This window comes from Neisseria sp. KEM232 (genome assembly GCF_002237445.1).
Classification (GTDB): Bacteria; Pseudomonadota; Gammaproteobacteria; order Burkholderiales; family Neisseriaceae; genus Neisseria.
Genome location: NZ_CP022527.1, coordinates 504,350 through 530,024, shown reverse-complemented (window position 1 = coordinate 530,024; position 25,675 = coordinate 504,350). Strand labels below are relative to the sequence as shown.

The 25,675-nt window shown below is 53.0% G+C and carries 42 protein-coding genes; 18 read left to right on the top strand and 24 right to left on the bottom strand.

Annotated elements, in window-relative coordinates; translation table 11 throughout:
• Window positions 1–3 precede the first annotated feature (3 nt).
• The 16 genes from CGZ77_RS02590 to CGZ77_RS02515 all read right to left on the bottom strand — a co-directional run bounded on the left by CGZ77_RS02590 (window position 4) and on the right by CGZ77_RS02515 (window position 7,970).
• Window positions 4–282 carry a hypothetical protein gene (locus CGZ77_RS02590; RefSeq protein ID WP_009426298.1) on the bottom strand — a complete coding sequence of 93 codons (279 nt, stop codon included), beginning with the start codon at window positions 280–282 and terminating at the stop codon, window positions 4–6.
• Between the two features lie 2 nt (window positions 283–284).
• Window positions 285–623: a capsid cement protein gene (locus CGZ77_RS02585; protein ID WP_009426297.1), complete on the bottom strand. Its 339-nt coding sequence runs from the start codon at window positions 621–623 to the stop codon at window positions 285–287.
• Window positions 624–893, bottom strand: coding sequence for a Gp49 family protein (locus tag CGZ77_RS02580; protein ID WP_009426296.1), 270 nt, complete (start codon window positions 891–893; stop codon window positions 624–626).
• Window positions 894–942: 49 nt separating this feature from the next.
• Window positions 943–1,881 carry a major capsid protein gene (locus CGZ77_RS02575; RefSeq protein WP_009426295.1) on the bottom strand — a complete coding sequence of 313 codons (939 nt, stop codon included), beginning with the start codon at window positions 1,879–1,881 and terminating at the stop codon, window positions 943–945.
• Window positions 1,882–1,939: 58 nt separating this feature from the next.
• Window positions 1,940–3,064 (bottom strand): 2-oxoacid:acceptor oxidoreductase, encoded by a 1,125-nt coding sequence (locus CGZ77_RS02570; RefSeq protein ID WP_094030881.1) that lies wholly within the window; start codon window positions 3,062–3,064, stop codon window positions 1,940–1,942.
• A gap of 213 nt (window positions 3,065–3,277) precedes the next feature.
• On the bottom strand, window positions 3,278–3,619 hold the full coding sequence (locus CGZ77_RS02565; protein ID WP_009426293.1) for a Mor transcription activator family protein: 342 nt from the start codon (window positions 3,617–3,619) through the stop codon (window positions 3,278–3,280).
• Complete coding sequence (locus CGZ77_RS02560) at window positions 3,597–4,073, bottom strand: gp16 family protein (RefSeq protein ID WP_009426292.1); 477 nt, start codon at window positions 4,071–4,073, stop codon at window positions 3,597–3,599. Before CGZ77_RS02560 ends, CGZ77_RS02565 begins: the two co-directional genes overlap by 23 nt.
• A 168-nt stretch (window positions 4,074–4,241) precedes the next feature.
• Window positions 4,242–4,550 (bottom strand): HU family DNA-binding protein, encoded by a 309-nt coding sequence (locus CGZ77_RS02555; RefSeq protein WP_198142889.1) that lies wholly within the window; start codon window positions 4,548–4,550, stop codon window positions 4,242–4,244.
• A gap of 19 nt (window positions 4,551–4,569) precedes the next feature.
• A complete protein-coding gene (locus CGZ77_RS02550; protein ID WP_009426290.1) occupies window positions 4,570–4,767 on the bottom strand; it encodes a hypothetical protein in 198 nt (65 codons plus the stop codon).
• 2 nt (window positions 4,768–4,769) lie between these two features.
• Window positions 4,770–5,378: a DUF3164 family protein gene (locus tag CGZ77_RS02545; protein WP_232304392.1), complete on the bottom strand. Its 609-nt coding sequence runs from the start codon at window positions 5,376–5,378 to the stop codon at window positions 4,770–4,772.
• A gap of 11 nt (window positions 5,379–5,389) precedes the next feature.
• Window positions 5,390–5,575 (bottom strand): hypothetical protein, encoded by a 186-nt coding sequence (locus CGZ77_RS02540; RefSeq protein ID WP_009426288.1) that lies wholly within the window; start codon window positions 5,573–5,575, stop codon window positions 5,390–5,392.
• Window position 5,576: 1 nt separating this feature from the next.
• Window positions 5,577–6,029, bottom strand: coding sequence for a hypothetical protein (locus tag CGZ77_RS02535; RefSeq protein ID WP_009426287.1), 453 nt, complete (start codon window positions 6,027–6,029; stop codon window positions 5,577–5,579).
• The gene (locus tag CGZ77_RS02530) at window positions 6,013–6,513 is read right to left on the bottom strand and encodes a hypothetical protein (protein WP_009426286.1); all 501 of its coding nucleotides are present in this window, start codon (window positions 6,511–6,513) and stop codon (window positions 6,013–6,015) included. Before CGZ77_RS02530 ends, CGZ77_RS02535 begins: the two co-directional genes overlap by 17 nt.
• Window positions 6,510–6,704 carry a hypothetical protein gene (locus tag CGZ77_RS02525; RefSeq protein ID WP_009426285.1) on the bottom strand — a complete coding sequence of 65 codons (195 nt, stop codon included), beginning with the start codon at window positions 6,702–6,704 and terminating at the stop codon, window positions 6,510–6,512. The genes CGZ77_RS02530 and CGZ77_RS02525 overlap by 4 nt, the downstream gene beginning before the upstream one ends.
• Window positions 6,701–6,961 carry a hypothetical protein gene (locus tag CGZ77_RS02520; protein ID WP_094030880.1) on the bottom strand — a complete coding sequence of 87 codons (261 nt, stop codon included), beginning with the start codon at window positions 6,959–6,961 and terminating at the stop codon, window positions 6,701–6,703. Before CGZ77_RS02520 ends, CGZ77_RS02525 begins: the two co-directional genes overlap by 4 nt.
• A gap of 1 nt (window position 6,962) precedes the next feature.
• Entirely contained in the window at window positions 6,963–7,970 is a 1,008-nt protein-coding gene (locus tag CGZ77_RS02515) for an ExeA family protein (protein ID WP_232504850.1), read from the bottom strand.
• A 42-nt stretch (window positions 7,971–8,012) separates the two neighbouring features.
• Between CGZ77_RS02515 and CGZ77_RS12405 the strand changes: the two genes are divergently transcribed.
• Window positions 8,013–8,153, top strand: coding sequence for a hypothetical protein (locus CGZ77_RS12405; protein WP_232504849.1), 141 nt, complete (start codon window positions 8,013–8,015; stop codon window positions 8,151–8,153).
• Here the strand turns inward: CGZ77_RS12405 and CGZ77_RS02510 are convergent.
• From CGZ77_RS02510 to CGZ77_RS02495, 4 genes are read right to left on the bottom strand one after another with little or no spacing between them, the layout of a single operon-like run.
• Window positions 8,150–9,916 carry a DDE-type integrase/transposase/recombinase gene (locus CGZ77_RS02510; protein ID WP_009426281.1) on the bottom strand — a complete coding sequence of 589 codons (1,767 nt, stop codon included), beginning with the start codon at window positions 9,914–9,916 and terminating at the stop codon, window positions 8,150–8,152. The genes CGZ77_RS12405 and CGZ77_RS02510 overlap by 4 nt on opposite strands.
• Window positions 9,909–10,784 carry a hypothetical protein gene (locus CGZ77_RS02505; protein WP_009426280.1) on the bottom strand — a complete coding sequence of 292 codons (876 nt, stop codon included), beginning with the start codon at window positions 10,782–10,784 and terminating at the stop codon, window positions 9,909–9,911. The genes CGZ77_RS02510 and CGZ77_RS02505 overlap by 8 nt, the downstream gene beginning before the upstream one ends.
• Window positions 10,785–10,820: 36 nt before the next feature.
• Entirely contained in the window at window positions 10,821–11,105 is a 285-nt protein-coding gene (locus CGZ77_RS02500; protein ID WP_009426279.1) for a hypothetical protein, read from the bottom strand.
• A gap of 8 nt (window positions 11,106–11,113) precedes the next feature.
• Entirely contained in the window at window positions 11,114–11,302 is a 189-nt protein-coding gene (locus CGZ77_RS02495) for a DNA-binding protein (RefSeq protein ID WP_009426278.1), read from the bottom strand.
• Window positions 11,303–11,444: 142 nt separating this feature from the next.
• Between CGZ77_RS02495 and CGZ77_RS02490 the strand changes: the two genes are divergently transcribed.
• The 17 genes from CGZ77_RS02490 to CGZ77_RS02415 all read left to right on the top strand — a co-directional run bounded on the left by CGZ77_RS02490 (window position 11,445) and on the right by CGZ77_RS02415 (window position 21,808).
• A complete protein-coding gene (locus tag CGZ77_RS02490; protein WP_009426277.1) occupies window positions 11,445–12,110 on the top strand; it encodes a helix-turn-helix transcriptional regulator in 666 nt (221 codons plus the stop codon).
• Window positions 12,111–12,133: 23 nt separating this feature from the next.
• Complete coding sequence (locus tag CGZ77_RS02485; RefSeq protein WP_009426276.1) at window positions 12,134–12,694, top strand: hypothetical protein; 561 nt, start codon at window positions 12,134–12,136, stop codon at window positions 12,692–12,694.
• 176 nt (window positions 12,695–12,870) lie between these two features.
• The gene (locus CGZ77_RS02480) at window positions 12,871–13,791 is read left to right on the top strand and encodes a hypothetical protein (RefSeq protein WP_036496167.1); all 921 of its coding nucleotides are present in this window, start codon (window positions 12,871–12,873) and stop codon (window positions 13,789–13,791) included.
• Between the two features lie 17 nt (window positions 13,792–13,808).
• Window positions 13,809–14,051: a hypothetical protein gene (locus CGZ77_RS02475; protein WP_062546260.1), complete on the top strand. Its 243-nt coding sequence runs from the start codon at window positions 13,809–13,811 to the stop codon at window positions 14,049–14,051.
• Window positions 14,048–14,482: a hypothetical protein gene (locus CGZ77_RS11955; RefSeq protein ID WP_157058132.1), complete on the top strand. Its 435-nt coding sequence runs from the start codon at window positions 14,048–14,050 to the stop codon at window positions 14,480–14,482. Before CGZ77_RS02475 ends, CGZ77_RS11955 begins: the two co-directional genes overlap by 4 nt.
• A gap of 82 nt (window positions 14,483–14,564) precedes the next feature.
• Window positions 14,565–15,068 carry a glycoside hydrolase family 108 protein gene (locus tag CGZ77_RS02470; protein WP_009426272.1) on the top strand — a complete coding sequence of 168 codons (504 nt, stop codon included), beginning with the start codon at window positions 14,565–14,567 and terminating at the stop codon, window positions 15,066–15,068.
• Window positions 15,069–15,176: 108 nt separating this feature from the next.
• The gene (locus CGZ77_RS02465; protein ID WP_009426271.1) at window positions 15,177–15,515 is read left to right on the top strand and encodes a hypothetical protein; all 339 of its coding nucleotides are present in this window, start codon (window positions 15,177–15,179) and stop codon (window positions 15,513–15,515) included.
• Window positions 15,508–15,897 carry a hypothetical protein gene (locus CGZ77_RS02460; RefSeq protein WP_009426270.1) on the top strand — a complete coding sequence of 130 codons (390 nt, stop codon included), beginning with the start codon at window positions 15,508–15,510 and terminating at the stop codon, window positions 15,895–15,897. The genes CGZ77_RS02465 and CGZ77_RS02460 overlap by 8 nt, the downstream gene beginning before the upstream one ends.
• Window positions 15,875–16,096, top strand: coding sequence for a hypothetical protein (locus tag CGZ77_RS02455; protein WP_009426269.1), 222 nt, complete (start codon window positions 15,875–15,877; stop codon window positions 16,094–16,096). The genes CGZ77_RS02460 and CGZ77_RS02455 overlap by 23 nt, the downstream gene beginning before the upstream one ends.
• The gene (locus CGZ77_RS02450; protein ID WP_009426268.1) at window positions 16,089–16,298 is read left to right on the top strand and encodes a TraR/DksA family transcriptional regulator; all 210 of its coding nucleotides are present in this window, start codon (window positions 16,089–16,091) and stop codon (window positions 16,296–16,298) included. The genes CGZ77_RS02455 and CGZ77_RS02450 overlap by 8 nt, the downstream gene beginning before the upstream one ends.
• Window positions 16,299–16,300: 2 nt before the next feature.
• Window positions 16,301–16,621 (top strand): hypothetical protein, encoded by a 321-nt coding sequence (locus CGZ77_RS02445; RefSeq protein WP_013448349.1) that lies wholly within the window; start codon window positions 16,301–16,303, stop codon window positions 16,619–16,621.
• 38 nt (window positions 16,622–16,659) lie between these two features.
• Window positions 16,660–16,935 (top strand): hypothetical protein, encoded by a 276-nt coding sequence (locus tag CGZ77_RS02440; protein ID WP_009426266.1) that lies wholly within the window; start codon window positions 16,660–16,662, stop codon window positions 16,933–16,935.
• Between the two features lies 1 nt (window position 16,936).
• On the top strand, window positions 16,937–17,482 hold the full coding sequence (locus CGZ77_RS02435; RefSeq protein WP_009426265.1) for a DUF3486 family protein: 546 nt from the start codon (window positions 16,937–16,939) through the stop codon (window positions 17,480–17,482).
• On the top strand, window positions 17,479–18,972 hold the full coding sequence (locus CGZ77_RS02430; protein ID WP_094030878.1) for a terminase large subunit domain-containing protein: 1,494 nt from the start codon (window positions 17,479–17,481) through the stop codon (window positions 18,970–18,972). Before CGZ77_RS02435 ends, CGZ77_RS02430 begins: the two co-directional genes overlap by 4 nt.
• 21 nt (window positions 18,973–18,993) lie before the next feature.
• Window positions 18,994–20,463, top strand: a complete 1,470-nt coding sequence (locus CGZ77_RS02425) for a DUF935 domain-containing protein (protein ID WP_009426262.1) — start codon at window positions 18,994–18,996, stop codon at window positions 20,461–20,463.
• On the top strand, window positions 20,460–21,362 hold the full coding sequence (locus CGZ77_RS02420) for a phage minor head protein (RefSeq protein WP_009426261.1): 903 nt from the start codon (window positions 20,460–20,462) through the stop codon (window positions 21,360–21,362). The genes CGZ77_RS02425 and CGZ77_RS02420 overlap by 4 nt, the downstream gene beginning before the upstream one ends.
• Before the next feature lie 2 nt (window positions 21,363–21,364).
• Window positions 21,365–21,808: a phage virion morphogenesis protein gene (locus CGZ77_RS02415; protein WP_009426260.1), complete on the top strand. Its 444-nt coding sequence runs from the start codon at window positions 21,365–21,367 to the stop codon at window positions 21,806–21,808.
• Between the two features lie 136 nt (window positions 21,809–21,944).
• Here the strand turns inward: CGZ77_RS02415 and CGZ77_RS12230 are convergent, their stop codons facing one another.
• The 4 genes from CGZ77_RS12230 to CGZ77_RS02395 all read right to left on the bottom strand — a co-directional run bounded on the left by CGZ77_RS12230 (window position 21,945) and on the right by CGZ77_RS02395 (window position 25,591).
• Window positions 21,945–22,550 carry a hypothetical protein gene (locus CGZ77_RS12230; RefSeq protein WP_009426259.1) on the bottom strand — a complete coding sequence of 202 codons (606 nt, stop codon included), beginning with the start codon at window positions 22,548–22,550 and terminating at the stop codon, window positions 21,945–21,947.
• Between the two features lie 557 nt (window positions 22,551–23,107).
• Window positions 23,108–24,343: a beta-ketoacyl-ACP synthase gene (locus tag CGZ77_RS02405; protein ID WP_094030877.1), complete on the bottom strand. Its 1,236-nt coding sequence runs from the start codon at window positions 24,341–24,343 to the stop codon at window positions 23,108–23,110.
• Window positions 24,337–25,065: a 3-oxoacyl-ACP reductase FabG gene (gene fabG, locus CGZ77_RS02400; RefSeq protein WP_009424949.1), complete on the bottom strand. Its 729-nt coding sequence runs from the start codon at window positions 25,063–25,065 to the stop codon at window positions 24,337–24,339. The genes CGZ77_RS02405 and fabG overlap by 7 nt, the downstream gene beginning before the upstream one ends.
• Window positions 25,066–25,105: 40 nt before the next feature.
• On the bottom strand, window positions 25,106–25,591 hold the full coding sequence (locus CGZ77_RS02395; RefSeq protein ID WP_009424950.1) for a hypothetical protein: 486 nt from the start codon (window positions 25,589–25,591) through the stop codon (window positions 25,106–25,108).
• Window positions 25,592–25,675: the final 84 nt, after the last annotated feature.

The window sequence follows — 25,675 nt, the reverse complement described above, 5'->3', positions numbered from 1 at the left end:
GGATTACTCCCCTTTTTGGCCGCGTTTCGACTTATTGTCTTCCTCGCCGGCCGGCGGCGTTTCTGTCGGCGGGTCTTCGGGCGGTGTTGCTGCAGGCGTCGGGGTCTCGACCTGTTGCGCATCCAACTCTTCGCCGGTTGTCAGTGTCGGGGTAACGTGTGCCGCAACCGATTCGTACTGCTCCGCCGTCAATTCGACCGCTTCGCCGGCTTCGACGCGAAATTGGATGCCTTGTTCGTTTTCTAAAATCAACGGGGTGTTTGCGATATAAACTTTAGCCATGATCAGCCTTTCAGAAATACTTGGATAATTTCGCCCGCTGCACCTGCCGCAGAGCGCGCCGTACCGGCAATCTTGGCATTACCTGCCGCCTTGACTGCTGCGCCTTGAGCATCGGCTGCCACTTCATCGCCCACGGCAATCGCGCCGCCTGCCTCGACCAAGGCGATACCCAATACATCAACGGCCAACATTTCGCCCGCATCCGCATCCAAAGTAGCAGTACCCAGCACTTTCACGCCGGCGGCTGCCTGTTTGCCTGCAAAATCCACAAAGCGGTTTTTGACCACCTTGCCTGATGTTTTGACCGTGGTTACCAAGACCACTTGTTTAGTTTGTGCCATTTAAGACTCCTTTCCCTGCGCGTCATGCGCATTTTCTTTGACGCGGTACGCTTCGAGGTCTAACAAATTTTTGAGGGCATCCTCATAGGCAAATTCGCGGCCTTTTGCCTCATCAAAGATGTCGGGAGTAATACAGGCAGACTTGCCGATGACCACAAACCCGGAATGCAAAATCACAGTACATACGGTAGCAGTCGTACCTTCAACACGGTGGTATCGAGTGTCGGCAATACGCGCAACCAAATCTTCACGCTTTAAAAATAAAGACATTTTTTCTCTCCACAGGTCGTCTGAAGCCTTTCAGACGACCTTTTACTTATCAAGTAACCGCGTTTTCAAACAAGAAACCACATGCACCGCCGACCACCGCCGCTTTGCGGATGTCGGTATAGCGCGCGTATTCCACCTTGCCGCCGACTTCTTCATAGCGGTCGACTACCGGCATACCGCGACGGCGGAAGGTATAACCGAAGCTCGGCTCACCCTCGTCATTGCCGCCGGAAGCCGCAGTCGGGCGCACAATCAGGCTGGCGAATTTGCCCCAAATATCTTGGGTGGCCTTATTGGCGGCAGGCGTAGATGCCGCTTCTCCGACGATGATGTCGTCCAACTCCAGCAGGTTTTTCAGCTGCTCGACCGTGAGCAGGGACTTGCGCTCATTCGCACCCAGCGCGCCGATAAGTTTCTCGTGGCGTTTCAGTGCCGACAGCACGCTTGCGCCGACCACCAGTACCGACGGGCGTACACCGCAGCCTGCGCGAACCGTTTCGCGGGCGGTTTCGATGTCTGCCAACGGATCAGAGTTTTTATCGCTCCATTTTTGGGTGGAGGCCAAATCTTTGCTGAAACCGGACTGATACGCCGCTGAGTTTTGCAGGAGGGCGGCAGTTTCGATTTCCTGACGCAGCTGCACGCCCTTGACCGCGCGGCGTGTTGCTTTGGCGCGCTCGTCGTACATGGATTCCGCTTGTTCGCGGTAATCCACACCGGCGGCCAAATCATGCTCTTCCAACACGACCGGCATAAAGCTTGGCGAGTCCAGCGTAATCACATTCGATGCCGCACCGACCGCACGTTCGGTCTGATACTCGACAAACGAACCCTTGCCGAACACCGGCACACGCACGCCTTCTTTTTCAGTAAACACCACCGGAAAGATTTTCTCGGCAATGAAATCCGCCTGCTTGTAGCCCAGTGCGAGATTGGTCAAAACCGGATCAAGCTGGCCGCGCAGACCGCGCAAATGAGATGCACTCATGTTTTATCCTTTTTTAGGTCAAATGCGACGACGTCGGCGCATTTGATGGGTTGATGATTTAAGCAATAGTACGGCGGGCAGCCTCTTCGTAAGGGATACCTTCCTTCGCCGCCAATGCCAATGCACGTTGGTGATGGCTCAAGGCTTCCGGGTCCGACGCTTCGGCAAAGTCTGCCGCCAATCCCGACGGCGTTTCGCCTTTAGCCATCTCGCCGCCCTGAATCTGCTTAGGCAGGACAGCGGTAAAAAACGCACGCAGCGCATCAGACAAAGGCTGCTTCTTACTGCCTTCACCGAAGTCGGCGGTTACGTCGGCGGGGTATTCAGCAAAATCCAAAACCTTGACGACCAAATCCTTGTCGGCAGGTTTCAGACGGCCTGTCTTGACCAAGCCTTCGGCATATTCGACATTCTGCTCATGCGCACCATCGCGCAGGGCGGTATGCTGCTCGTCTTGCAGCTTTTTCAATTCCGCCTTCGATTCGGCGGCCTCCTTCTCGGCAGCTTCGCGGGCGGCCTTTTCGGCTGCAAGCTCTTGTTCCAACGACATAGGGGTCTCCTTGTTTTCATGGTTTTCTGGGGGTGGGGGTGATTCGGTAAATTCGGCAGGCGCATAGGTTTGAGGCACGGCAGCCAATTCTTTAATTGCCTCAATTTGCCAGTCAGGCAATACTTTATCGGCTTCGTCCAGGCCGAAACGGCCGATAAACCAGTCTCTGAAACGGCTTAATAACGAGGCTGTCTGAAGATGTGCATCTTCGGCAAACTCAACATAAACTTCGCCCTCGGCAAAACTGATGGCAGACAAACCTTTGACGGCGGGCGGTTGCGCGCCCAAAAAGCCGACATGGCGCAGCGTCCAAATGCCCGGTTTGGGATTGTTCGGACTGGTTGGCGGATAAAAACTCGCCGACACTTTTTTATATCGTCCGGCTTTAACCAAATCCGCAAAGCCCTCATCGACTTGGGCAAAGTCCGCCGTTAGCACGCCGTTTTGCACACCAAGCGACTTGACCCAGCCGTAGGCGGGCGCATCTGCCTTGGGATGCCCGACCACAATAGGAGCCTCATGCACCTTCGGGTCATATGCTTGGGCAGCGGCGGCAAGGTCGGCCTCGGTAATCGTTACCGTATTGCCGTTTGCATCGGTGCGCGTGCCTGCGCGGAAAATTTCGTAAGACATAAAAAAGCCTCATCGGATGGATGAGGCTATTGTGGCAAAGGCCGTCTGAAACCGCTTTTAATGCGGCTTAAAGATTGGATTGCCAAAAGGCGTTAAAACCGCGTTTTTAGCGCGTTTACCTACTGGGATAGACAAACCCTTATCCAAGCCGATAAATGCGCTAAAAAAGCGGTCAGGACGAATCCTGACCGCTATCTTGAATAAATCGGGTAATCACACAAACAAATCTCCCTGATTTTTTGCCCGCTCCGCCATCCCGACCTCCTTGACGATGCGGTAGATGTGCTGAACGGTCAAATCATATCTGCGCGCAAGCTCCACATGATTCTTGCCGTTAAATTCCTTATAAATCTGCATATCGCGCTCCGATACTCTGCCCAAAAGGTTTTTGGGAAAATAAATCAACTGCCCGCCCCAGTTGCTGGTCAGATGATGAGACAGCTTTTTAGATACCTCGACCGCCTGCTGCCGCTCCATCGGCAATACCGACATCAAGCAGGCGACCGCCTGGTCTTCCAAGTCCGCCACCAGCTCAGGCACTCTGTTGTCCGCCATTTTCCACCCTCACTTTCCACTTCTTCAAATGCTCGATGACCCGTATTGCGTCATCAGTCCCTAACCATCCATGATAATCTATGCCCGTCATGCGTTTGACAAATCGAGCCAGGCTCAATTCGGACGGGCTTCGCACCGCGCCCAAATGGTGCAGCTCCAACCAAAGCGCGCGTATCTTTTTGACCTGCGCCTCCATCATGCAGTTGGGCATATGCACCGGCAAATCAGGCTTACTTGATGCCGCCTGCGCTTTTGTGGCAACCACAAAACCCCGCATCTTCATCGCCCGTACGGCAAGCTCCAACTCTTCGACCGATAACTTGGTACTGCTCGTCTTGCCGCATGACAGGTTGGCGAGCAGCGCGCGATATTCGCCGTCGTCCATCATCAACCGGGTTTTGGCCACATGGATGAGCCGTATCAACCGCTGTTTTTTCTGAGCACGGGTTTCCATTTTTTCTTCCCACAAACCTCAAAAAGTGAAACGTCGTTTCACTTTTTCTATTAAAATCAATGAATAATATCATTCTAACCTGAATTGAACCACTTGGCAAACATACGGAGCGGATAGAAAAAGGCCGCCTGAAACATTTCAGACGGCCTGTTTTAAAGAATGGTTTGTTTATCTGTTTACCGCTTCTTTCAAAGGTTTTCCGGCACGGAATTTAGGCGTTTTGGTGGCGGCAATCGTCAACGGCTCGCCGGTCTTCGGGTTACGGCCTTTGCGCTCGGCGGATTGGGCGACGTAAAACGTGCCGAATCCGACCAATGCGACCTCACCGCCTTTGGCCAGTTCCTGCTTGATTGCACCGATAACGGCATCCACCACTTTTGCCGCTTGCACTTGGCTCAGGTTGGCTTCGGCAACAACAGCTTGTATTAATTCAGATTTATTCACTTTTTGACTCCTGTTTAGGTTTAAATGCGGCAGACCGTGCCGCGCGGTTGGTTCATTGAATATTGACTACATCCATCTCCCTGCCGGTTATCTGCCGAATTTCACTCTTGAGGACAGCCAGGCAGATAAGACCTGCATTTTGGGCGATGCTGCCACCGTCTTCGTCATCCTTCGGCATCGGTTCGTCGGAGGTCAGCTTAATAAACAGGCCGCCCGGCTGATCGCTGATGAGGATGTTTACCGTCGCCATGTTCACACCTTCGCCACATCCAAATTCATCAACTGATACTCCCCATCCTCGCCGCGCCGGTACACCCGCACAAACGGCTTGCTGATATGCACCTGCAAACTGTCGGAGAGCGCATCCATCGCCCGTTGCCATTTTTCATCCGTGATTTGCAGGCGGCGCAGACCGAGGACGCGGGCGGTGCTGATGTTGCCTTCTTTGTCCACCTGGAAGGCCGCGTTAATCAGCGTTTTCAATTCCGTTCGGCTGCCTTCCGTCCATTCGTTGATGCACTCGTCAATCAGGGCTTTGGCGGCAATCAAACCTTCGTCGAATACCAGCGTGTCCTGCATGGCGAGGTTGACGCGGTACGCGCCGTCGAAGCTGTGCAGGCTGATATTGCCTTTCTTGCCACCGACAGATACGTCGTAGCGGTCGGCACTCAACTGCACAAACGCTGCGATATCGTCCATTGCCTCGCGTTTGAACGCCATCAGGTTATCCTCTACCGCGCGGGCTTTGGCGGCGATTTCCTGCACCAGCTCATCGCGCAGCAAGTCGATTTCTTTAATATTGGCCAGCGGCACGAGATTACCTTTGGCATCCTGTTTGTATTGGGTTTTATCAATGTTCATTTGTTTTCCTTTCATTTTGATTTTCGAAAATGCGTGGCCTCGGGGTATTTTCTAAAACCGACTTCAGGCATAAAATATTCATCATCCTCAACTTCTACTGCCTCCACGTTCTCGATGATCGTTCCATCAGGCAGCAATACATCACAAATCCACCCGATACACAGGCATTCCTCGTTTAGATTTTTCCAATCGTTCATTTCATTTATCTTTCTGCCTTTCGGCATAAATCCTTTTACATTCGTCCACCGACCGGTGCCTCGGCCCGTGTATCCAATCCCCGTTCATGCAGGGTGCGTTTTTCAATCTGCCGACCATCTTTTTCAGCTTGGCGGACTGCGCCTTGCCGTATTCCGTCGGCTGGTACTTCTTTTCCAGCCTCGGCACCATCCTGACTTCGGGCGGCGGCAGGTGTTTGATAAGGTCGGCAGGGTTTGGCCACTCCGACGAGGATGCCGCGATAGCCCTAAAGGCTGCCTGTATCCTGATACCGTCATGCTCCGGCTGCCACGACCGTCCGCCCAGTATACCCAACCAAAGTTCGGCGACTGCCGTCAAATCTGCCGAGGCAGGGCGGCCTTTGAGGTTCAGCGCGGCAAGCATGACAAACCCCTGCGCGATTTCCCGTTTCAGCCAGCTATTGTTTTCCCCCATTCGCCCACTCCATCAAATCGCCTAATCCGCTCCTCAATTTGGTACTTACCCCCTCTCCCGAGGGAGAGGGTTGGGGAGAGGGCAAAACCACCGTTCCCACCGTCTTTTCAGGCGACCAAAACGTGATGTTTTCCAACAAAAAACCGTGGCTGGTCAGCGGCGGCGTCAGCTTTCCCGCATCCCGTGCCTCAAGGCATCGCATTGCCGCCCAAATCCAAGCCTCGCGCGGGGCCGGGTATGTTTTGCGGTTACGGACGATTTCGCCCTCCCGTATCATCGGCGCAATCTCGCCGACGATCTTTGAAACCCGGTTAAAACTTAAATCCTTTTCGGCGGGGCGGAACAGCGTCAGATACCGCAATACCGCCTTAAAAAGGTCGTCTGAAATGCCGGTCAGCGCAATCAGGGCTTCGCGGGCATCGTCATGGGCGATTAAGACATCCAAGCTCATCACCGCGCCGCAGGTGGGGCAGCGTACTTTCATCTCGCCGCCTCCAAATCCTTACGGCTCAAACACCGCAATGCCGTCTGAACCACATCTTCAACCTCATCCGTCAGACAAGCCGACACATACATCATCACCAACCGCCCCGTTACCGTCGAGAGCGCGGCCGTCAGATGACCGCCTTTTTCCCGCCATACCGACACCTTGATTTTGCTGTAATCCCTGTTCATTTTCCTGCTCCAATAAACTCAGTCTTTTGCATCGCTGCCAAATCCTCATTAGTCGGCTCATACGGCAGATCGGGGTAAATCCCGTGTGCAATCGGCATTGCTTCTGCCGCATCCTGTTCGGTATCCGGTTCGGCCGCCATGCCGGATACCGGCACGGCAGGGGCTTTGTCGGGTACGCAGCTGGCGGCGGTAAAGAAGAGGACGATGGCCGCTGCCGCAACCAATAGCCGCCATAAGAAATTTTTCACCGCTTCCATCTCACACCCCCCGTACCACATCGCCGTCAACCATCTCAAAACCAAGCTCCGCCGCCTGATTCATCGCTGCCGCCACCAAGTTGTTGACCGCCAGCGGATAGAGCAGGCTGTTGGTTTCCAATCCCTTGCTCGTGCGGCTTTTGACTGTCAGACGCTCGGCAACCGCATCAATCGCGCTTTGGTCTAAAATCTTCGCCATGTCCGCATTGACGCGGGCAAATTTGTGCTTGAGATAGCCTTCGAGCTTGCCGTCGGTTAGCGGCAAGAGCGTAACCACTTCGCAGCGTTGCACCACCTCGCGCACCGCAGGATTGTTTTCGCTGAGTTTTTGCGCCAACTCCGTCTGACCGATTAAGACAATCCCGAGCAGGCGTTCAAACCCGTTTTTCAGCTCAAAAAAGCGTTTCAAGTGTTTCAAGGTCGGCAGCGGCAGACCGTGCGCCTCCTCAATCAAGAGCAGGTGTTTGTTGCCCGCTTTCGCGCTTTCCGACAAAGCGCGGTGGATTTGGCGAAAACGTGCTTCCGGGCTGCGTTTAGGGCTGGCTCCCGGCGACACCGCCTCCAAAATGGCCTCGGCAATATGTACTGCCTTAAGCGTTTTGCCTTTTTGGTCGTTGTCCTCCATCGCCAAGACATAAGGCTCGATCAGGATGATTTGTCGGCCTTCGCGGTTGATGCGGTCTTGCAGGTCTTCTCGCAGTGTGGATTTACCCGCGCCGCTTTTGCCGACCACCGCCACAAAACCGCCGTGGCAGGCCGTCTGAAACATCGCCTCTCTCACATAGCGCACATCCGGCGTCATATACACATCGTCCGCAGACTGGATTTCGTCATTAAACGGGTCGCGGAATAGGCTAAAATGTTGTTTTGCCGCTTGGTTTAAAGTTGCTTTTCGTAGTAACATCTCATTGTCCTTGTCTTCATAAGTTGCTTGGGCAGGTGCGGCTTCCGGCTCGTTTCTCAGGCTCGCTGGGATTTCCGCACCATTCGTTTCAAAAAATTGTTTCAATTTCCTTCGCAGCTCGGCTGCGTTTTTTTTCGGCCATTGCCCGTGATTGACTACCGCCACCAGCATCGGCTTGCTGCATCCGATTTCGGCTGCGGCGGCGGCATAGGATTTGCCGATTTGCTTAAAGGTCTGTTTCATGCTTTCCCTTTTTTCAAATGCGACGACGTCGTCGCATTTGCCTAACCGGTTTTATGCAGCTTCAGACGACCCATCGTCTTCAGCCTGTCGTAAACCTCGTCCAATTTGCTCTCGACCACGCCTTCCGGGTAGTGTTTGAGGATGACCGCCATCGCCTGTTTCCAGTCGCCGCCGTCTGCCTCGACGCGGGGTTTTAAGCGTTTGGCGATTTCGACCTTGCTCAATACCTGCTCAGAGACCTCCATCCGGTTGTACGCCATCTGCTGTCCCTGTTTGGGCATAAAGAGCGTATTTCGCGCGGCAAGCGTATCTTCCTGATGTTTGTACGGGTCGATTTCGCCGCCGAATGGGACTGCTTTGCCTTTGCGTTTGGCGGCTGCCGCCTCCAGCGTTTCCGCACCCATCGCCAGCTTGTCCAGCTCTTTTCGATGCTGCTGCGCGTCCGTATCGGTAGGGGCTTTGTATTCCGCCCCGATGACCGCGGCGTCAGCCCTGAAGCCCATCTCGTCAAAAACTACTTCGGGTACGGATACCCAAACCTCGTTACCCTCCGCGTCATAAGTGGCGACCCGCGCCCCGTTTACCTCCCAAGGATTCTTACCGACCAAAACCTTCTGACCGACCAAAATCCCCTGGATGCCTTTCACGCTATATACCCGTCCGCCGAAGCGGATTTCCAAATCCGCCGAGACTTTCGCCTCTTTCGGCGCGCTGATGGCAAGCTCTCGGCAATAATCCGCAGGCGGCGGCAGGATGAGCTGCTCGGGTTTGATTTTGTTCCAGGCCTGATAGCGGGTCATGCCGTGGCGGCTGTGCTTTTGCGTACCGTTGTAGTAACGCATCCATCGTGCCGATAAAGCATTGAGCTGGTCGATGTCGTGTACCTCGGTAAAGCGCAACCCGCTCTCAAATGCCGTCTCGACAATATCGTTGGCTTTTTCCACTTGCCCTTTGGCACGCGGATTGCCCGGCTTGTTGATTTGCACATGCACATCCAACGACTTGCACAAATTTTTAAACGCCGCCGAAGTATTCGCGCTGCTCGGGTCAAGCATGACCATGCGCGGTACGCCGCGAAACGGGTCTTTTAGCGAGTCTGCCTTTTGCTGCATCATGTAGATGAAAAAGTCGCAGAGGTTCGCGCTGGTCTCGCCGCCGAAGTAATAACGCACCGCAATCGTGCCGGAAGCATGGTCTGTCCCCGTGTACCGCCAGACGCGGTCGTTTTCGATTTTGACGACGTTTTTCGGCTTGTTTTTATAAAACTCCTCTTCCTTCATGACCCGCAGCCCCGTATCCTTGCTCTGACGGGGCAGGTAATACAAAACGCACAAACTCGGGTCGATTTGCCAACAATGGTTCGGATGCTCTGATTTCATTCGGCTGACCGGTTCGGGCTGGAGCAGTTGGTCAGGATGCAGCTTGTACTCTCGTAAGGCCCGGGTAATGGTGTTTTCAGAAAGCGGCATGACTTCCCCGGTTTCCTCATCAATCCGCGCCGCCTCGATTTTTCCGTTGGCGCGCAGCATTTCCACTGCCTGCCGCACCGACATCAATCGCTTGCCGTTGCGCCTCATCGCCTCCACCAAAACCGCCGAAATCAATTTGGCTTCTTCCGGCTTCAGCTCCGTCTTGCCCGCATCGCTACGCCGTTTGCGCGTTGGCTTGACGCTGACTGCCTCCAGCTTGCGGTATAGCGTGGCAAGGCTGATGCCCAATTCCTGCGCCTGCTGCTTAAGATATGCAGAGCGTGCTCCGCGTCCCATTGCTTCCGCCTGATTCTCGACTGCCTTAAGACGCTCAATCATTGCCGGATTCATCGCCTTCTCCCGTTTCACCGCCCAACCATTCCGGCACATTGTCTGTCGGTGCTTCGGTCGGTAGGGCATAGCTTTCGCGCAGTTGCTCGCAGTCCAAAATAATTTGATTGAGCGTGCCGACCATCTTCGCGCGGTGATCAAATCCATGCGCCTCGCCGTGAGCCGCCATCTGTTCGAACATCTCGCGCAATCGGCTGATTTGCGAGCGGATACCGACTTCCAAGCTGCCAAGCTGCATCGTCAGCTCGATGCCCACATCCGCAGGTTTAGGCTCTTTGACACCCGTCTGCTTTTTCGACAGCTTTTCTGCCAGCTCATCGACCTTTTTATTTTTATCGGCAATTACCTTATCTTTCGCTTCCGCCGTTTCGCGGCTTTCGCGCAGGGCGACGCGCAGCTCCTTGACCGTCATACGGTCAACATCGTCAAAAGTGTTGCCGTTGACCTCACCGCCTTCGGCAAGCTCCAACAAAGTGTCGTCGTCTTCAACCAGCAGCTCGAGCAGTTTGGATTTGCCCAACGTCATCAGCTTATGCTGCACCTGTTTCATTTTCGGGTCGATAAATCGGAGGGTGGCATTCATCAATCTTTGAGATTCCCGCCGTCCGAGACCGAATTCTTTTTCAGCGATTTCGGCAAAACGCCCATGCGGCGTATGCTCTTTGATGATGATCAGCGCGCGCCCCAGCTCAAACATCCCTTCCATTGTTTGGCGTACCGCGAATCGTCCTCGCTCAATCCATACCGTCTCGTTGTAGGCCTCGCCGTTCGAAAACTTGTCCATAACCTCCATGCTGTGGATAGCCAGTTCGTTTGCCGTTGCGCCGACCGTATGTCCTAAAATTTCTGTTGCCATTTCTTTTGCTCCTCAAATGCGACGACGTCGTCGCATTTAGTAAATTCGGTTTTCCAATTCTTGCAAGCGCGCATTTAACCGCTCTTGCTGTTTTCTAAATCGCTCTGCAATTTGCAGGGTTTTGATGCCGTAGGCGTAGTTTCCGTTATCCAACTTGACCACCAACCCAGAAGCAATCAAATCATCGAGATCCCTACTGATTTGTGTTGGTGTCATCCCCAGCCCAACCGATAAATCTTTATTACTCAGGCCGATAATTGGATGTTCATCAAGCGCGATAAAGACCCTCAATAGTCGTTGTACCCTTTTACTTTCTGCCATATCGACTCCTACGCTGCGTCTTGTTTGGACTTAAGCCCGAGTTCCAGCGCGATTTGATGCGCCTTCCCCCGATTTGCCTTGACGGTTCCGTTCAGAATGCGGGACACGTACGTCGGGTCATAGCCACGCGCCATGCACCAATCCTTCATCGTTTCGCCGCGCTCTCGGAAACCTGCTTTTATTTTTTCTGCTTTCACGGAATATCTCCTGTTTGGTTCTCGTGTTAAAATCCTGATTGTTTAAATCTTTAAACAATCTTGTATCAAACTTGATGCAAGTATAATAGGAATATTTCTAGCTAGAAAGATTATTTCTAGTTTATTTTTAAGGATTAATTCTATGAGTTTGATTTTTACTGGAAATATTCGTGAACTTCTTGCGAAAGAAGAGCTGACTATCGCCGAATTTGCCGATTTGATAGATGAAAAAGTATCTAGGGTAAATGATGTTTTAAGCGGAAAACAGCGTCCACCATTTGATATGGTGGAAAAAATATTGAGCAAATTTGATGTTGATGCAAACTGGCTGATTTCTGGAAAAAAGAACAGTAAAAGGAATATTTCTAGTTTGACGGCATTATCTGACGACTACGCCTATATCCCCATGTTTGATGTCGAGGTCTCCGCGGGCAATGGCACGACCGCCTACGGCGTAACCGACCCCGCCAATCATTTGGCGTTCCGTCGAGACTGGCTGCTCCAACGCGGCCTGCATGAGCAAGACCTCAACATCGTTACAGCCAAAGGAGACAGCATGGAGCCGACCATCAGCAGCAAAGACACGCTGCTGGTTGATACCTCCAAAACCAATCCGCGCGACGGTCAGATTTACGTTATCCGCAGCGGTGACGTGTTATGGGTAAAGCGTGTCCAACGCCAAATCGACGGCAGCCTGCTTTTAATCTCCGACAACTCGACCTATCCGCCCATGCCGCTGATGTTGTCAGACCATCCGGACATACAGGTTATCGGGCAAGTGGTTCAGATTTCAAAAGACCTGAACTAGCCACAATCAAAAAGGGAAATAGAATGAAAATACTCGCTTTATTAATTGCCGCTACCTGTGCTTTATCTGCGTGTAGCGGCCAATCTGAAGAGCAATCGGCACCTGCCCAGCCTCAAGAGCAAGTTCAATCCGAATTGAAAACCATGTCGGCAAGCTATGCCGAATATCAAGCAGCAGCCAATAAAGGGCTTGCCGACCAAAAAACCGGGCTATCCCTGCCTGAACATGTATCCCCAACCGATAATGCAGAAGGGAAGAATCTGCTGCATGACTTTTCAGACGGCCTCACATTAACCGTTGATACCGATAAAGCCGACAAAATTACTGCCGTCCGAGTAGTCTGGAACACAGAGGCGTCGTCTGAAAAAACAGACAAACTGGCCAAAGCCGCTGCCGCCCTGATTGCGGCAACCGCTCCGGAAGATCACACCCTGTTACGTGACACTAATGAGCAAATCAAAATAGCGATTGATAACCATAATGCGAAAAAAGACCCAACCCGTGAATGGGCGCGTGGTGGGATTGCTTATGAAGTCACTGTTACCAATTTACCGAGCGTGGTTTTGACGGCGAAACCTGAGTAACCTGCATTACAGTCACAGACTGTTTGATCATCCGATAATGATGTGCCCCAAACTTGTCTTTAATAGAAAGCAATTCTCTCAAAATCAGTTTTATCCTCCTTAAAAGATTAGTTACTTCAGAGTGCAGCCTGCATGTAGAAGACCTGAAAAATATAGGGAAAAACGGAGTATTCAAAATGGAACAGTCCAATTTAAACCTTGATAAACAATCTGAAACTGAAACGTTCACCATTTCGTATAATTCTGCTGATGCCGATTTACAGAACCATCGGCTAAATGCAGGAGATTTAGCAACAGCCATTAAAGAAATGAATGACTTATTGGTAAAATCTGATAAGGTCTTAAATGGGAAAAAACGAAGTTTTGAAGTATTTGTAGAAGCGCCTGCAAAAGAGGGATCACTCGGCGTTCAATTTTTAGTAGAAATGTTGAATCCTGAGAATGCTATGCCAGTTTTAGCCGCCGTTGGTGTGGTAGGAGGACTAGTAAAAACAACATTTGATGTTGCTCGTGAAATGAATGGGCATACTTATCTTGATATTGAAACATGCGAAGATTCAGATGATGCCACAATTAAATTGGATGGGAAGACTATTACCAGCCATGAGGATGTAGCGGTTTTGATATCCTATCCGGAAATCAGGGAATCCATTAAAAAGATTGTGACTGTACCTTTAGAAAACCATGAACAACCGGAATTTAAAATTTTTAAATCTACTTCTACTGATACCGAAACCAGTGAAGCAAAAATCGAAACCGTCTCATTTGATGAAAAAGCAATCAAAGCAATTAGTCAGCTGAATACTCAGAATAAAGACCCTCAGATAGTTACCTTGAAAGCAGTCATCACTTTCGTCAAAATTAATTTTACGGGCAAGAAAGGCTGGAAAATTAAATTAGACGGGAAAGAAGTCCCTGTAGAAATCAAAGACGACAATTTTTTTCTCCGAATTAAAAAGGCTACTCTTTCTTTTAAAGATGGAGATGAATACAATGCCGTATTGGAGCGTACATCACGATTTGATGGTAAAACCAATCAGGAAAAATTCAGTTATGCACTGATTAGCGCCAAGAAAAAGCGTAAACCTAAAAAATAATTTGTATAGGAATGAGAATGGCTGTTGTAGATTTTGTTTACAACAATCTGCTTTGGATAGGGATAATTTTGCTTATCCCCGTTTTCTCATGTCTAATGAAAATCGTATTTTTCGAACTTTTCCTCTTCTTCAAACCTACCCATAAACTTACCATTCGACATTTCCATGAAGGCGAATTAAAAGACGAAATCACAATAGACCTCAATGCTAATGAACCACTTGTCAGACAAATCAAGCGTATAAAACAGGGGGCAAAATGAATTCTGAAACAAATAACGTTGCCTCAGTACCAATGAATTCTGAAACAAATAACGTTGTCTCAGTACCTAAGAGTCAATATGCCGTTACAGCAGGTTGTTCCACACTAGTTATTTGGGGCATAAATAATTTCTTGCCTTCCAATCTAGCAGAAAAATCAATTGTTATCGCCCCTGTTTTGGGTTCAATCATTGCATATTTTGTTTCTCTTGCCATTGCACAATGGGGATATACCCCAGAAGAAATTAAAATACGAAGAAAGTTGAAAACAGATAAAAAGAGTTTGGAGAAACTGTTGGATGCTGCCAAAAAATATCCTCACCGTTATGAAGAGCCCTATATCAAACAATTAAAACAAGAATTACAAGAAACCAATCTGGAATTGACTCGGGTTGGGCGAAATTCTTTAGAGCAAAATAATACAGACAAGTAATTTTAACCCCCTTTAAAAGCCCATTCAGACGACCTTTCCTAAAATCCCTGTATTGATTTCAACCTCAATACAGGGATTTTCCATGTCAGACAAATTCAACCAATTCATCAACCGCGTCCTCTCTCACGAGGGCGGTTACGTCAATCATCCCAAAGACCCCGGCGGCGAAACCAACTGGGGTATCACCAAGCGTACCGCAATGGCAAACGGCTTTAACGGTTCCATGCGTGCCATGACCCGCGAACAGGCTATCGGTATTTACCGAAAGGCGTTTTGGGAGCGTTACCACGCCGACCAAATGCCCGAAGCGGTCGCTTTCCAATTTTTTGATGCCTGCGTCAACCACGGTTACGGCAATGCCGCCCGTATGCTCCAACGCGCCGCAGGCGTGCCGGACGACGGCATCATCGGCGAAATCAGTCTCAAAGCCATCAATTCCCTCCCCGAAAACGACCTTTTATTGCGGTTCAACGCCGAGCGTCTGGTCTTTTATACCAAGCTCGGTACGTTCACGTCTTTCGGTAAAGGTTGGGTCCGCCGCGTCGCGCAAAACCTGATCCACGCATCAGCGGACAACATTGATTAAAAAAGGAGCAATCATGTCAAAAAAGTCTTTACTCGCCCTAATGGCCGCCGTGATGTCTCCCAGTTTCAGCGTCGATCTGGGCATTCGTTCAGCTATACCTTCTCAGGGATGCCGGACGATGCCTCACCGTCCAAGCGGGGTGGCGGCAGCGAAACGCGCCGCGAAGAAAAACCGTCAAAAATGACCGGCTTTTTCCGATGGCTGGGCGGCTTAGTCTCCAATCCCGCAACCGGAAAAATCAGCCATACCAAATTATGGGCAAACGTTGCCGCCGCAGCGATGACCTATAAATTCTCGCTCTCGCCAGATGCCCCCGAATGGCTTTGGTGGGCATACGGAGCAATGGTCGGAGGGTATGCATTAATCAAACGCGGCATTGCCGCCGTACCGCAGTTGGCGGAAATCAAAAAATCCACGAATCCCGAAGAATGGAGCGGCAATGATTGATTTTTTGTACAAAAACAAAACGGCATTGGCATGGCGTGCATTGATTGTGTTAGGCATCTGGCTAAACGGCTATCACTATGCCGCCGACAAAGCCGATGCCAAGCAAACCGCCCTGATTACCGCCTACCAAAACTCGTCAATGGCGGCAGCCAAACAATACGCCGACGAGCTTAAAAAAGCGCAAGCGGAAACGAAGCGTTGGCATGACTTCGCGCAGCGTCAAAGCATCGAGCTAGCATCCGCCCTGAGCGAGCTGGATAAAACCAAAAACACCTTACAGGAGCAAACGCATGACGCGATTCAAAAAGACGGCAATGGTTTTAACGGTATCGGTTCTAACAGCCTGCACCTCTACAACCGTGCCTTCGGATACCCCGATTAAAACCGTACCGACAGTGGATTTGCCGCCTGTATCTACCGGGCTGCTGGTCAAATACGAACGCCCCGAGCGTCCGACCGGCGGCTCACCCGAACAACTCTTAAACCATGCCGTACGTTACGGTGAATACTGCCAAAAGTTGGAAGTCCAAGTCTCCGGGTGGCAGGACTGGTACACGAAAGGCCGTCTGAAAAATGACTGATTTTGCCGACCGCGCATCAGAGCGTGAAGCCATATTTTTGGAAGAGTCCCTGGCGAAACATCAAATCATGCCGGAACGTGCCGACAGCCTGAGCCATTGCGAAGATTGCGGCAGCCCGATACCGGACGCAAGGCGAAAAGCAGTCAAAGGCTGCACCCGCTGCATCGTTTGCCAAGAATATTTCGAACACGGATGGCCTTAAAAATGGAAAAAACCTTTATACACATCGAATTTTGGCAGTTGGTCGGATTTCTTCTCTCCTTCCTCGGCATCTGTTTTACCTTCGGCAAAATGCTGCTGGCGCAATTCCGCGAGCAGCAGGACGAACGCCAAAAACAGCAGGAACGCCTGCAAGGCAAAGTAGAAATCATGGAAAACAAACTGGCGGAATTCAACGCCGGCCTGCCGCTCACATACGTCCTGCGCGAAGACTACATCCGCAATCAAGTCGTCCTCGAAGCCAAACTCGACAACGTCGCCGAGAAACTCACTGAAATCTACAAAATGGAAAGCGTAAAAAAATGATTAGCTAGGAACTGATCGCCAAACAACGGCGCGAAGGTATGCGTTGGAACATTATCAACACCCTTAATAAAGCCCGACCGCACACGACAAGCGAAACCTTCTTGTTGGACATCATGAACGCGATTTACCCGCAGACCACCGCCACCGAACTGCGCCAGCAGCTCGACTACCTTGCCGACCGCAAAATGGTCGAACTGAATAAAGCACCGCACGGCTTGTGGTTTGCCGACCTGACCAGTTTGGGTGTCGATATTGCCGAATACACAGTCGAGTGCCGTGCCGGTATCGCCCGCCCCGAAAAAGTGTGGAGCTGATATGGCAAAACGCAGCGTCATCGACCAGCTCCCTGAAGCCGTCCGACACGAGTTTGAGCGCAAGCTCGTCGAAAACGGCTTCGCCGACTACCAGGCATTATCCGAATGGTTGCAGCAGCAGGGTTACGAAATCAGCCGCTCCGCCGCCCATCGGTACGGCCAAAAAGTACAGCGTCGGTTTGCCGCCATCAAAAACAGCACCGAAGCGGCACGCCTGATTGCCGAAGGCGCGGCAGACGAAGGGGATACTCGCTCCGAAGCCTTGATGGCGATGTTGCAGACAGAGTTGTTTGAGGCATTGGTGCAGATTGGCGAGATGCCCGAAGACGAGTTAAACGCGCTTGACCGTTTCGGGATTATGAGCGAGGGCGCGCGCAAAATCAGCGGGCTGATTACCGCCGGTACGCGCCTGAAGGAATATCAGGCAAAAGTTAAAGCCAAAGTCGAAGCCGCCGCCGAAAACGTGGCCAAGCAGGCAAAAAAAGGCGGGCTGTCCGACGCGGCTGCCGAAGCCATCCGCAAACAGATTTTAGGTATCGCATCATGACGACCAAAACCGAAGACCGCACGCCATCGGCATTGCTGCCTTACCAGCAGCGTTGGTGCGCCGATAACTCTCCCGTCAAACTCTGCGAAAAATCCCGACGCATCGGTCTGAGCTGGGGCGAGGCTGCCGATACCGCCTTACTTGCCGCCTCATCGGGCGGCATGGACGCATGGTACATAGGCTACAACAAAGACATGGCTTTGGAGTTTATCCGCGATTGTGCCAACTGGGCGAAATTCTACGGTTTGGCGGCAGGCGAAATCGAAGAGACTGAAGAGGTGTTCGTCGAGGGTGACGACAAAAAATCCGTCCTCGCCTTCGTCATCCGTTTCGCGTCCGGCTGGCGCGTTACCGCCTTATCCAGCCGCCCCTCAAACCTTCGCGGTAAGCAGGGGCGCGTCATCATCGATGAAGCGGCGTTCCACGATCAGCTCGGAGAGCTGCTCAAAGCGGCAATGGCATTGCTGATGTGGGGCGGGCAAGTACACATCATCTCTACCCATGACGGTGTGGACAATCCGTTCAACGAGCTGATTACCGACATCCGTGCGGGCAAAAAGCCGTACTCCATCCACCGCATTACTTTCGACGAGGCCGTTTCAGACGGCCTCTACCGCCGCATCTGCCTGCGTTTGGGTAAAGAGTGGACGAAAGAGGGAGAGGAGACATGGTGCAAAGAGATTCGTGATTTCTACGGCGACGATGCATCCGAAGAGTTGGACTGCATCCCTAAAAACGGCGGCGGCAAATGGCTCAACCGAGCCTTGATTGAGAGCCGTATGAGTCCTTATACGCCGGTTATCAGATACGACCAAAGCGATGAGTTCGGCCTCTTGCCCGAGCCGCGCCGCGCCGCCGAAGTGGCGGACTGGATAGCCGACACCCTGCAACCGCTGCTCGACGGTTTGGATAAAACCCGGGTTTCCTTTGTGGGTGAAGACTTTGCCCGCAGCGGAGACCGTACCGTCATCGTCCCTTTATTGCAGCAGCCTAATTTAAGCCTTAAGCCGCCGTTCGTGTTGGAGTTGGGCAATATGCCGTTTGCCCAACAAGAGCAAATTATGAAACACCTGTTGCACGGCTTACCCAATCTGCGCGGAGCGGCATTGGACGCGCGCGGCAACGGTCAGTCAATAGCCGAAGCCATGCGCGACGAATTTGGCGCGGAGGTATGCGAGTCGGTCATGCTCTCGGAAAACTGGTACCGCACCCATACCGCTCCGTTCAAAGCCGCCCTCGAAGACGGCACGTTGGACGCAATCCCCAAAGACGAAGACATCCTGGCCGACCTGCGTGCCTTCGAGCTGGTCAGAGGCGTGCCGCGCATCCCCGACGTACGTACTAAAGGTCAAGACGGCAAAAAACGCCACGGCGACGCGGCGATTGCCTTTGTTCTTGCCCATTACGCCAGCCGCGAGCTGAATACCGGACCGATACGCGTAGCCAGCCGCCGAATCCGCCGAAAAAGCGCATTAACCAAAGGTTATTAAGGTATTTAAAGAGTACATATCATGCCCAAACCCCACCTCAAACTCAAAACCAGTCAAGGCATCATGACCTTCAAGCCGCAGGATTTATCTGCCCATCTCGCCGTTTCCCGCCAGTTTTTCAGCGGTTTTAACGGCTGGCTGCCTAATCCCGACCCCGTTTTGCGCAAAATGGGCAGGCAAATCTCCGTTTACCGCGAGCTGATGCGCGACCCCTTGGTCGGCTCGTTGGTACGCCGCCGAAAAGCCGCCGTCGCACGCCTCGAATGGCGGCTTGAGGGCGAAGATACGCCCCAAAATGTCCGGGATTTTATTGATAGCTGGCTGGCTGAAACCGATGTTTACCACCTGATTAAAGACGTTTTAAACGCCGTTTTTTACGGCTATCAACCCATCGAGCTGATTTGGCGTACCGATTCTGCATGGCTGCCTGACAAAATCATCGCCAAGCCGCAAGAGTGGTTCGCCTTCAACGACGAAGGCGAGTTGCGTTACATCCAAAACGGGCTGACCGATACCGTTCCTCCGCCTTATAAGTTTCTTTGCCCGACGCATGAGGCAGATTATTTAAACCCCTACGGTTTGGGCGATTTGGGCTTGGTTTTTTGGCTGGTCACCTTCAAACGCGGCGGCCTTAAATTCTGGATGCAATTCACCGAAAAGTACGGCGCGCCTTGGCTGATTGGTAAAGAGCCGCGTTCCAATACCCCGCAAGATACCGACAAACTGTTAGACGCGCTCGAAGCCCTGATCGGCAACAGCGTCGGCACCATCCCCAACGACTCCAGTGTCGAAATCCACGAGGCAAGCGGCAAGGCATCATCTATTGATGCCTACGACAAGCTCATCCGTTATTGCCGCTCCGAAATCAGCATTGCGCTGCTCGGACAAGACCAAACCACCGAAAAAGACAGTACCCACGCCAGCGCGACCGCAGGCTTGGAAGTAACGGACGACATCCGCGACAGCGACAAACGAATCGTGGAGACAACGTTCAATCAGTTGATAGAGTGGGTGGTAGAGATAAATTTCGGAGACGTTGCCCGCCCGAAATTCGTGCTGTTCGAAAATGAAGAAAGCGGCACCAGAGAGCGTGCCGAACGGGATAAGATGATGGTGGATGCCGGTGCCAAGTTCACCAACCAATACTGGCAGCGCACATACGGTTTGAGAGAGGGCGATTTGGTTGAGGATGTTCAAGCAACCCCGGAGGCAAAAGCTGCCGACTTCACCGAGGGCGATTTGACGGATGCTGGTTTGGTCATCGACGGACTCGCCCCCGACACAGGCCGTCTGAATGAACAGGGCGAACGGCTGACTGCCGTCCTAGTGTCCGAATTAAGGCAGGGCGAAACCGCCGAAAATCTGCTCGACCGTCTGACCGCCGCCTATCCGAACATGGACGATACCGCCTTGCAAAACGAGTTGGCACGCCTGATTTTCCTTTCCGACTTGGTCGGCAGGATTGAAGTGGTACAGGAGCTTAAATCATGAACCCAGAAGATATTAAAGCCGTCTTCGGCATGAAACCCGAAGCCGCCGTCGCCTATCTCAAGCAAAAAGGCATTGCCGTATCTTGGGATTGGCAGGATATGTTGGACGATGCGCACGCCACTGCCTTTACGGTGGCCAAAACTGCCAAAATGGATGTGCTCTCCGACATCTATTCCGCCGTTGTCGATGCCGCCGAACAAGGCCGGACGATGGAAGAATTCAGCAGCGAACTCGCCCCCGTCTTGCAACGCAAAGGCTGGTGGGGCAGGCAGGAAGTTAAAAATCCCGAAGGGGAAACCCAAAGCGTACAGCTCGGCAGCCCCCACCGCCTGAAAACCATCTATCTGACCAATATGCAGTCAGCCTACATGGCGGGTCGCTACGCCGAAATGATGGATTCCATCGACACGCACCCTTATTGGCAGTATGTTGCCATCAACGACAGCCGCACCCGCGAAACCCACCGTATGTTACACGGTCGCGTCTATGCAGCCGATGACCCGGTGTGGGACAGCCTGTATCCGCCCTTGGATTATCGCTGCCGCTGCCGGGTTCGCCCTCTGTCGCGCGGTATGGGTGAGAGCCGCGTTCAAGCCAGACCAACTCTTGAGTCCGTCACCGTCGATATAGGCTCAAACCCTTATACCGGAGAGGCACGCTATGCCCGGCGCACCGGCATCCGCGTAAATAATAAATTCATCGCCCCAAACGCAGGCTTCAATGCCAACCAAGGCAAATCCATGCTGTCCCGCATGGCGCAAATCGCCGTGGAAAAGGCGCAGGCAACCCATCCGGATATCGCCCGGATTGCCATCAAAACCATGATGGCTAACCAGAAATTCAAAAACGCCCTAACCCCCGAATCGTTGGCATGGGTGCATGAATTATTGAGGGGCTGACCATGCTTGAAATTAAATTAGACGCAGACCGGCTCGACCACGGCTTGAGTACGCTGCTCAAAAACGCCACCGACACCCGCACCATGATGCGGGGCATCGCCACCGAATTGCTGTCCATGACCGAGGATAACTTCGAATCAGAAGGTTGGGGCGGACAGCGGTGGAAACAAAGCCGTCGCGCCGCAGACGAAGGAGGCAAAACCCTGCAAAAAAGCGGGCAACTTGCCGCCAGCCTGACCACACAGGTCGGCAGCAACTATGCCCGCATCGGCAGCAACAAAAAATACGCCGCCATCCACCACCTCGGCGGTCAAGCAGGCCGCGGCCACAAAACCAACCTCCCAGCACGCCCCTATCTCCCCATCAACGGCAACAACCAACTCCAACCCGATGCCGAACGCAGAATCCTCGACATCGCCATCGCCGCCCTCAAAAAAGGACTCTGACAATAAAAAAACGGACGATAAAATGTCGCCCGTTTCTTGTTGCACTATTTGCAACTCCATTTCACTTTTTCTATCCCGAGCCATCCTCCATCATCCCACTTCTTCCCATTTATCTCATCATTCCTATATATTTATCTCATTGGGTTTCAGCAGGATGAGGCGGGTTAATTTCTTGATTAAATGGCTTGTCGGACATATGCCAATCACCACTATAGCGGATGATAGACCCGTCTTTTTGTAATACATCAACATAATCATAATGGGCACGGGAAAAATATGGCAAAAAGCTGGCAACATACTCCTCTCGCTCGAATTCACTCTCCACCGCCGCATCCTCCCACATCTGGTCTTTCCGCGGGTTGTAGAAGCTGTCTTGATATTTCTCGTCATCCCCGCGCACCTTCAGCAGCAGGATGCCGTCCACATTGTCTGCGGTGCGGTAAATCTTCTCGCCGGCGTTTTGGCACAGCTGGTCGAAGCGGGCTTTGGCGGGATCGTAGCGTTTGCGCCATGCGGCTTCTTCCGCTTCGGCTTCCCGCCTCTCCTGCATTTTTTCTACCTGCCCTGCCGCATAAAGCAGCCCGGCTACAGCCAGCCCGGGCAGAAATATTAACTGCGTGTTTTTATTAAATAGTTTGGGGTTTATCTGATAACAGGCAAAACTTACGGCCACGATCAGAAATATTATCCCGCCCCAATGAAACAGGTTATAGATGAAGAGAACATCGCGTGTGGTAATCATGAAGTATGCTGTCCTTTGCTTATTTGGCCGGGTTTTGAATCGGTCTGCCTATAGGGCTACCTGAAAAGTTTTCGGCATGTGTGGGAGGGGCTTTCTGATTGCAGGCTTGGCTTTTAAGTTTTCGCTTCGCTGAAGTTTCTTAGTTTTCAGGTAGCCTTTCGGTAGGCACTTTTCCCTTCTTGAGGCCACCTGAAAACCTTTCCTTTGCTCTTTACCAATCTTCACCGCCTGTTTTCAGGCAGCCTCTTCCGCATCCGTACCCGTCAAACAAAAACACCGCTGTGCGCAGCATGAAGGCCATGCTGGCGGCAGCGGTGTTGCTGTTGCTGTTGGTGCGTCGGTACGGCGTGTTCGCGGGGGAATCCATTTGGGCTCCGGATCGGGTCGTATCGGTATCGTTTATGTGCGGCATGGTAGTCTGCGTGGGCGGCGGCTGGCAAGCAATTAATAATATAGTGAGCAAAAATAAAAAATATACGGCGTTGCTGCGCCTTGCCGTATTACCCATACTGTCTGCGGCTTGCTGCCAGACGGCCTTTTCCGTGTATCCGACAAATTCATCCGCGCCAGCGTTTCAACACCAGCGAAGTGTTCACGCCGCCGAAGGCGAAGTTGTTGCTGACCACATAGTCCGTTTCGATTTCACGGCCGCCGCTGACAATGTAATCCACCTTGCCACAGCGCGGGTCGATGTTGTCGAGATTAACCGTCGGCGCAAACCAGCCGCTGTTCATCATTTCGATGGCAAACCACGCTTCGAGTGCGCCGCACGCGCCGAGGGTGTGGCCGAGATAGCTTTTTTGCGAACTCATGGGAACAAAGCCGAAAACGGCTTCGGTGGCCAGCGTTTCGGCGATATCGCCTTTTTCGGTGGCCGTGCCGTGGCCGCTGACGTAGCCGACTTGCTCCGGACGGATACCCGCGTCGTTGAGGGCGAGCTCCATACATTTTTGCATGGTGTCTTTTTGCGGCTGGGTAATATGGCTGCCGTCGCTGTTTGCGCCGTAGCCGGCGATTTCGGCATAGATTTTCGCACCGCGCGCTTGGGCGGATTCGAGTGATTCGAGCACCATCATGCCCGCGCCTTCGCCGATAACCAAGCCGTCCCGTCCTGCATCATAGGGGCGCGGGGTCAGCGAAGGTTCGCCGTTGCGGCGGCTGGCGGCATAAAGCGAGTCAAACACATACACTTCCGACGGGCAGAACTCTTCGCCGCCGCCGGCCAGCATCATGTCGATAAGGCCGTATTTGACGGCTTCGTAGGCGTAGCCGATGGCTTGGCTGCCCGATGAGCATGCGCTTGACGTGGGAATGATGCGCCCTTTCAGGCCGAAGAAAATGCCGATGTTGGCGGCCGTCGTGTGCGGCATCATGCGCACATAGGTGTTGGCGTTGAAGTTGCGCGATGTGCCGGTCAGCAGCAGCTCGCCCATGTCGCCGATGTCTTTGGTGCTGCCGACCGACGAGCCGCAGGCCACGCCCATGCGGCCGTCTGAAATGCGCTCGTCGCCAAGCAGACCCGCATCGGCCAGAGCCTGTTCGGCGGCATCGACGCAAAGCTGCGACACGCGCCCCATGCTGCGGAGCTGCTTACGCGTCCAGTGCGCCGGCGGGGCGTAGTTTTCGACCGGCGCGCCCAACTGTGCTTCCAGTTCGGGGAAGCGTTCGCGCCAGTCCATGTATTTCACGGCGTTTTTTTCGGCTTTAAAGGCCGTCTGAATGCTCTGCCAGTCGCGGCCGAACGCGGTAATGCCGCCGATGCCGGTAATCACTACTCTTTTGGTGTTCAACACAGACCTCCGTTCACGGCAATGACTTGGCGCGTGATATATGCCGCTTTTTCGTCCATTAAAAAGCGTACGGCGTGCGCCACTTCTTCCGGCGTACCCATACGCGCGGCGGGCACGGCTTTTAAAATTTCTTCGACAGGCACGTTCTCGTCCACGATTTCGGTATCAATCAGGCCGGGGGCGACGCAGTTGACGGTAATCTTGCGCTTGGCCAGTTCCACCGCCAAAGCTTTCGCCGCGCCGACGATGCCTGCTTTGGACGCGCTGTAATTAACCTGCCCGCGGTTGCCCGTCAGGCCGGACACGGATGCCATGCAGACAATCCGGCCGGGTTTGCGGCGGCGTATCATCGGCATCGCCAGCGGATGCAGAACGTTGTAAAAACCGTCGAGATTGGTACGCAACACGCTGTCCCAGTCGTCGTCTGAAAACGCGGGGAACGCATTGTCGCGGGTTAAACCTGCGTTCAACACTACGCCGTAATATGCGCCGTGCGCTTCCACATCGGCGGTTAAGATTTCGCGGCAGGCGGCGCGGTCGGATACGTCAAACTGCAACACGCGCGCCTGCCTGCCCAAGGCGCGGATTTGTTCCGCCACGGCTTCGGCCTCGTCGCGGCGGCTGCGGCAATGCACGGCGATGTCGTAGCCGTCTTGCGCCAAACCCAGCGCAACGGCTTTGCCTATGCCCCTGTTGGAGCCTGTGATTAAAACGGTTTCGCTCATGGCGTTTCCTTCGGGTGTTTGCAGGCCGTCTGAAAAGCGTTCAGACGGCCTGCGCGTTTTTCGGAGCATAAACGTTCAGCGCCGCCTGTACCAGCAGGCCGTCGGCAGGCAGGGTGTGTTTCGCGTTTTCCGGGGCGTCAATCCAGCGCAGTTCGCAGTCGAACACGCCCATTCCGCCCGCATCCTGCGTGGACACTGTTGCCGTTGCCGACAGTTTCGTGCCGACGGGGATGCTGTCGGCAAACAGGTTCATGCGGCGCGTGCCGAGCAGAAAGCCCAGTTTCACCGGTTCGCCGGCCGACAAGGCCTGTATGCCGGCGAAAGCGCCGATGGCCTGCGCCATGATTTCCATGCCCATTGTTGCGGGCAGCGCGCCGTTGTGCAGCAGGATGTGGTTCCCGTCCACCGAGGCCTCGACGCGAGCAAAATCGCTACCGTATTCCGTAACGCGGTCGATCAGCACCATATGGCCGCTGTGCGGCAGCAGAAAGGCGGGATTTTCGATGGGGCAGGTCAGTTTTTCCATAAGCGGCGGACGCGGTGTCCGAAACAAACTAAAGCCCGCGATTATAATGGATGGCGGCGTTGCGTCGTAGGCTTTTGGCGGATT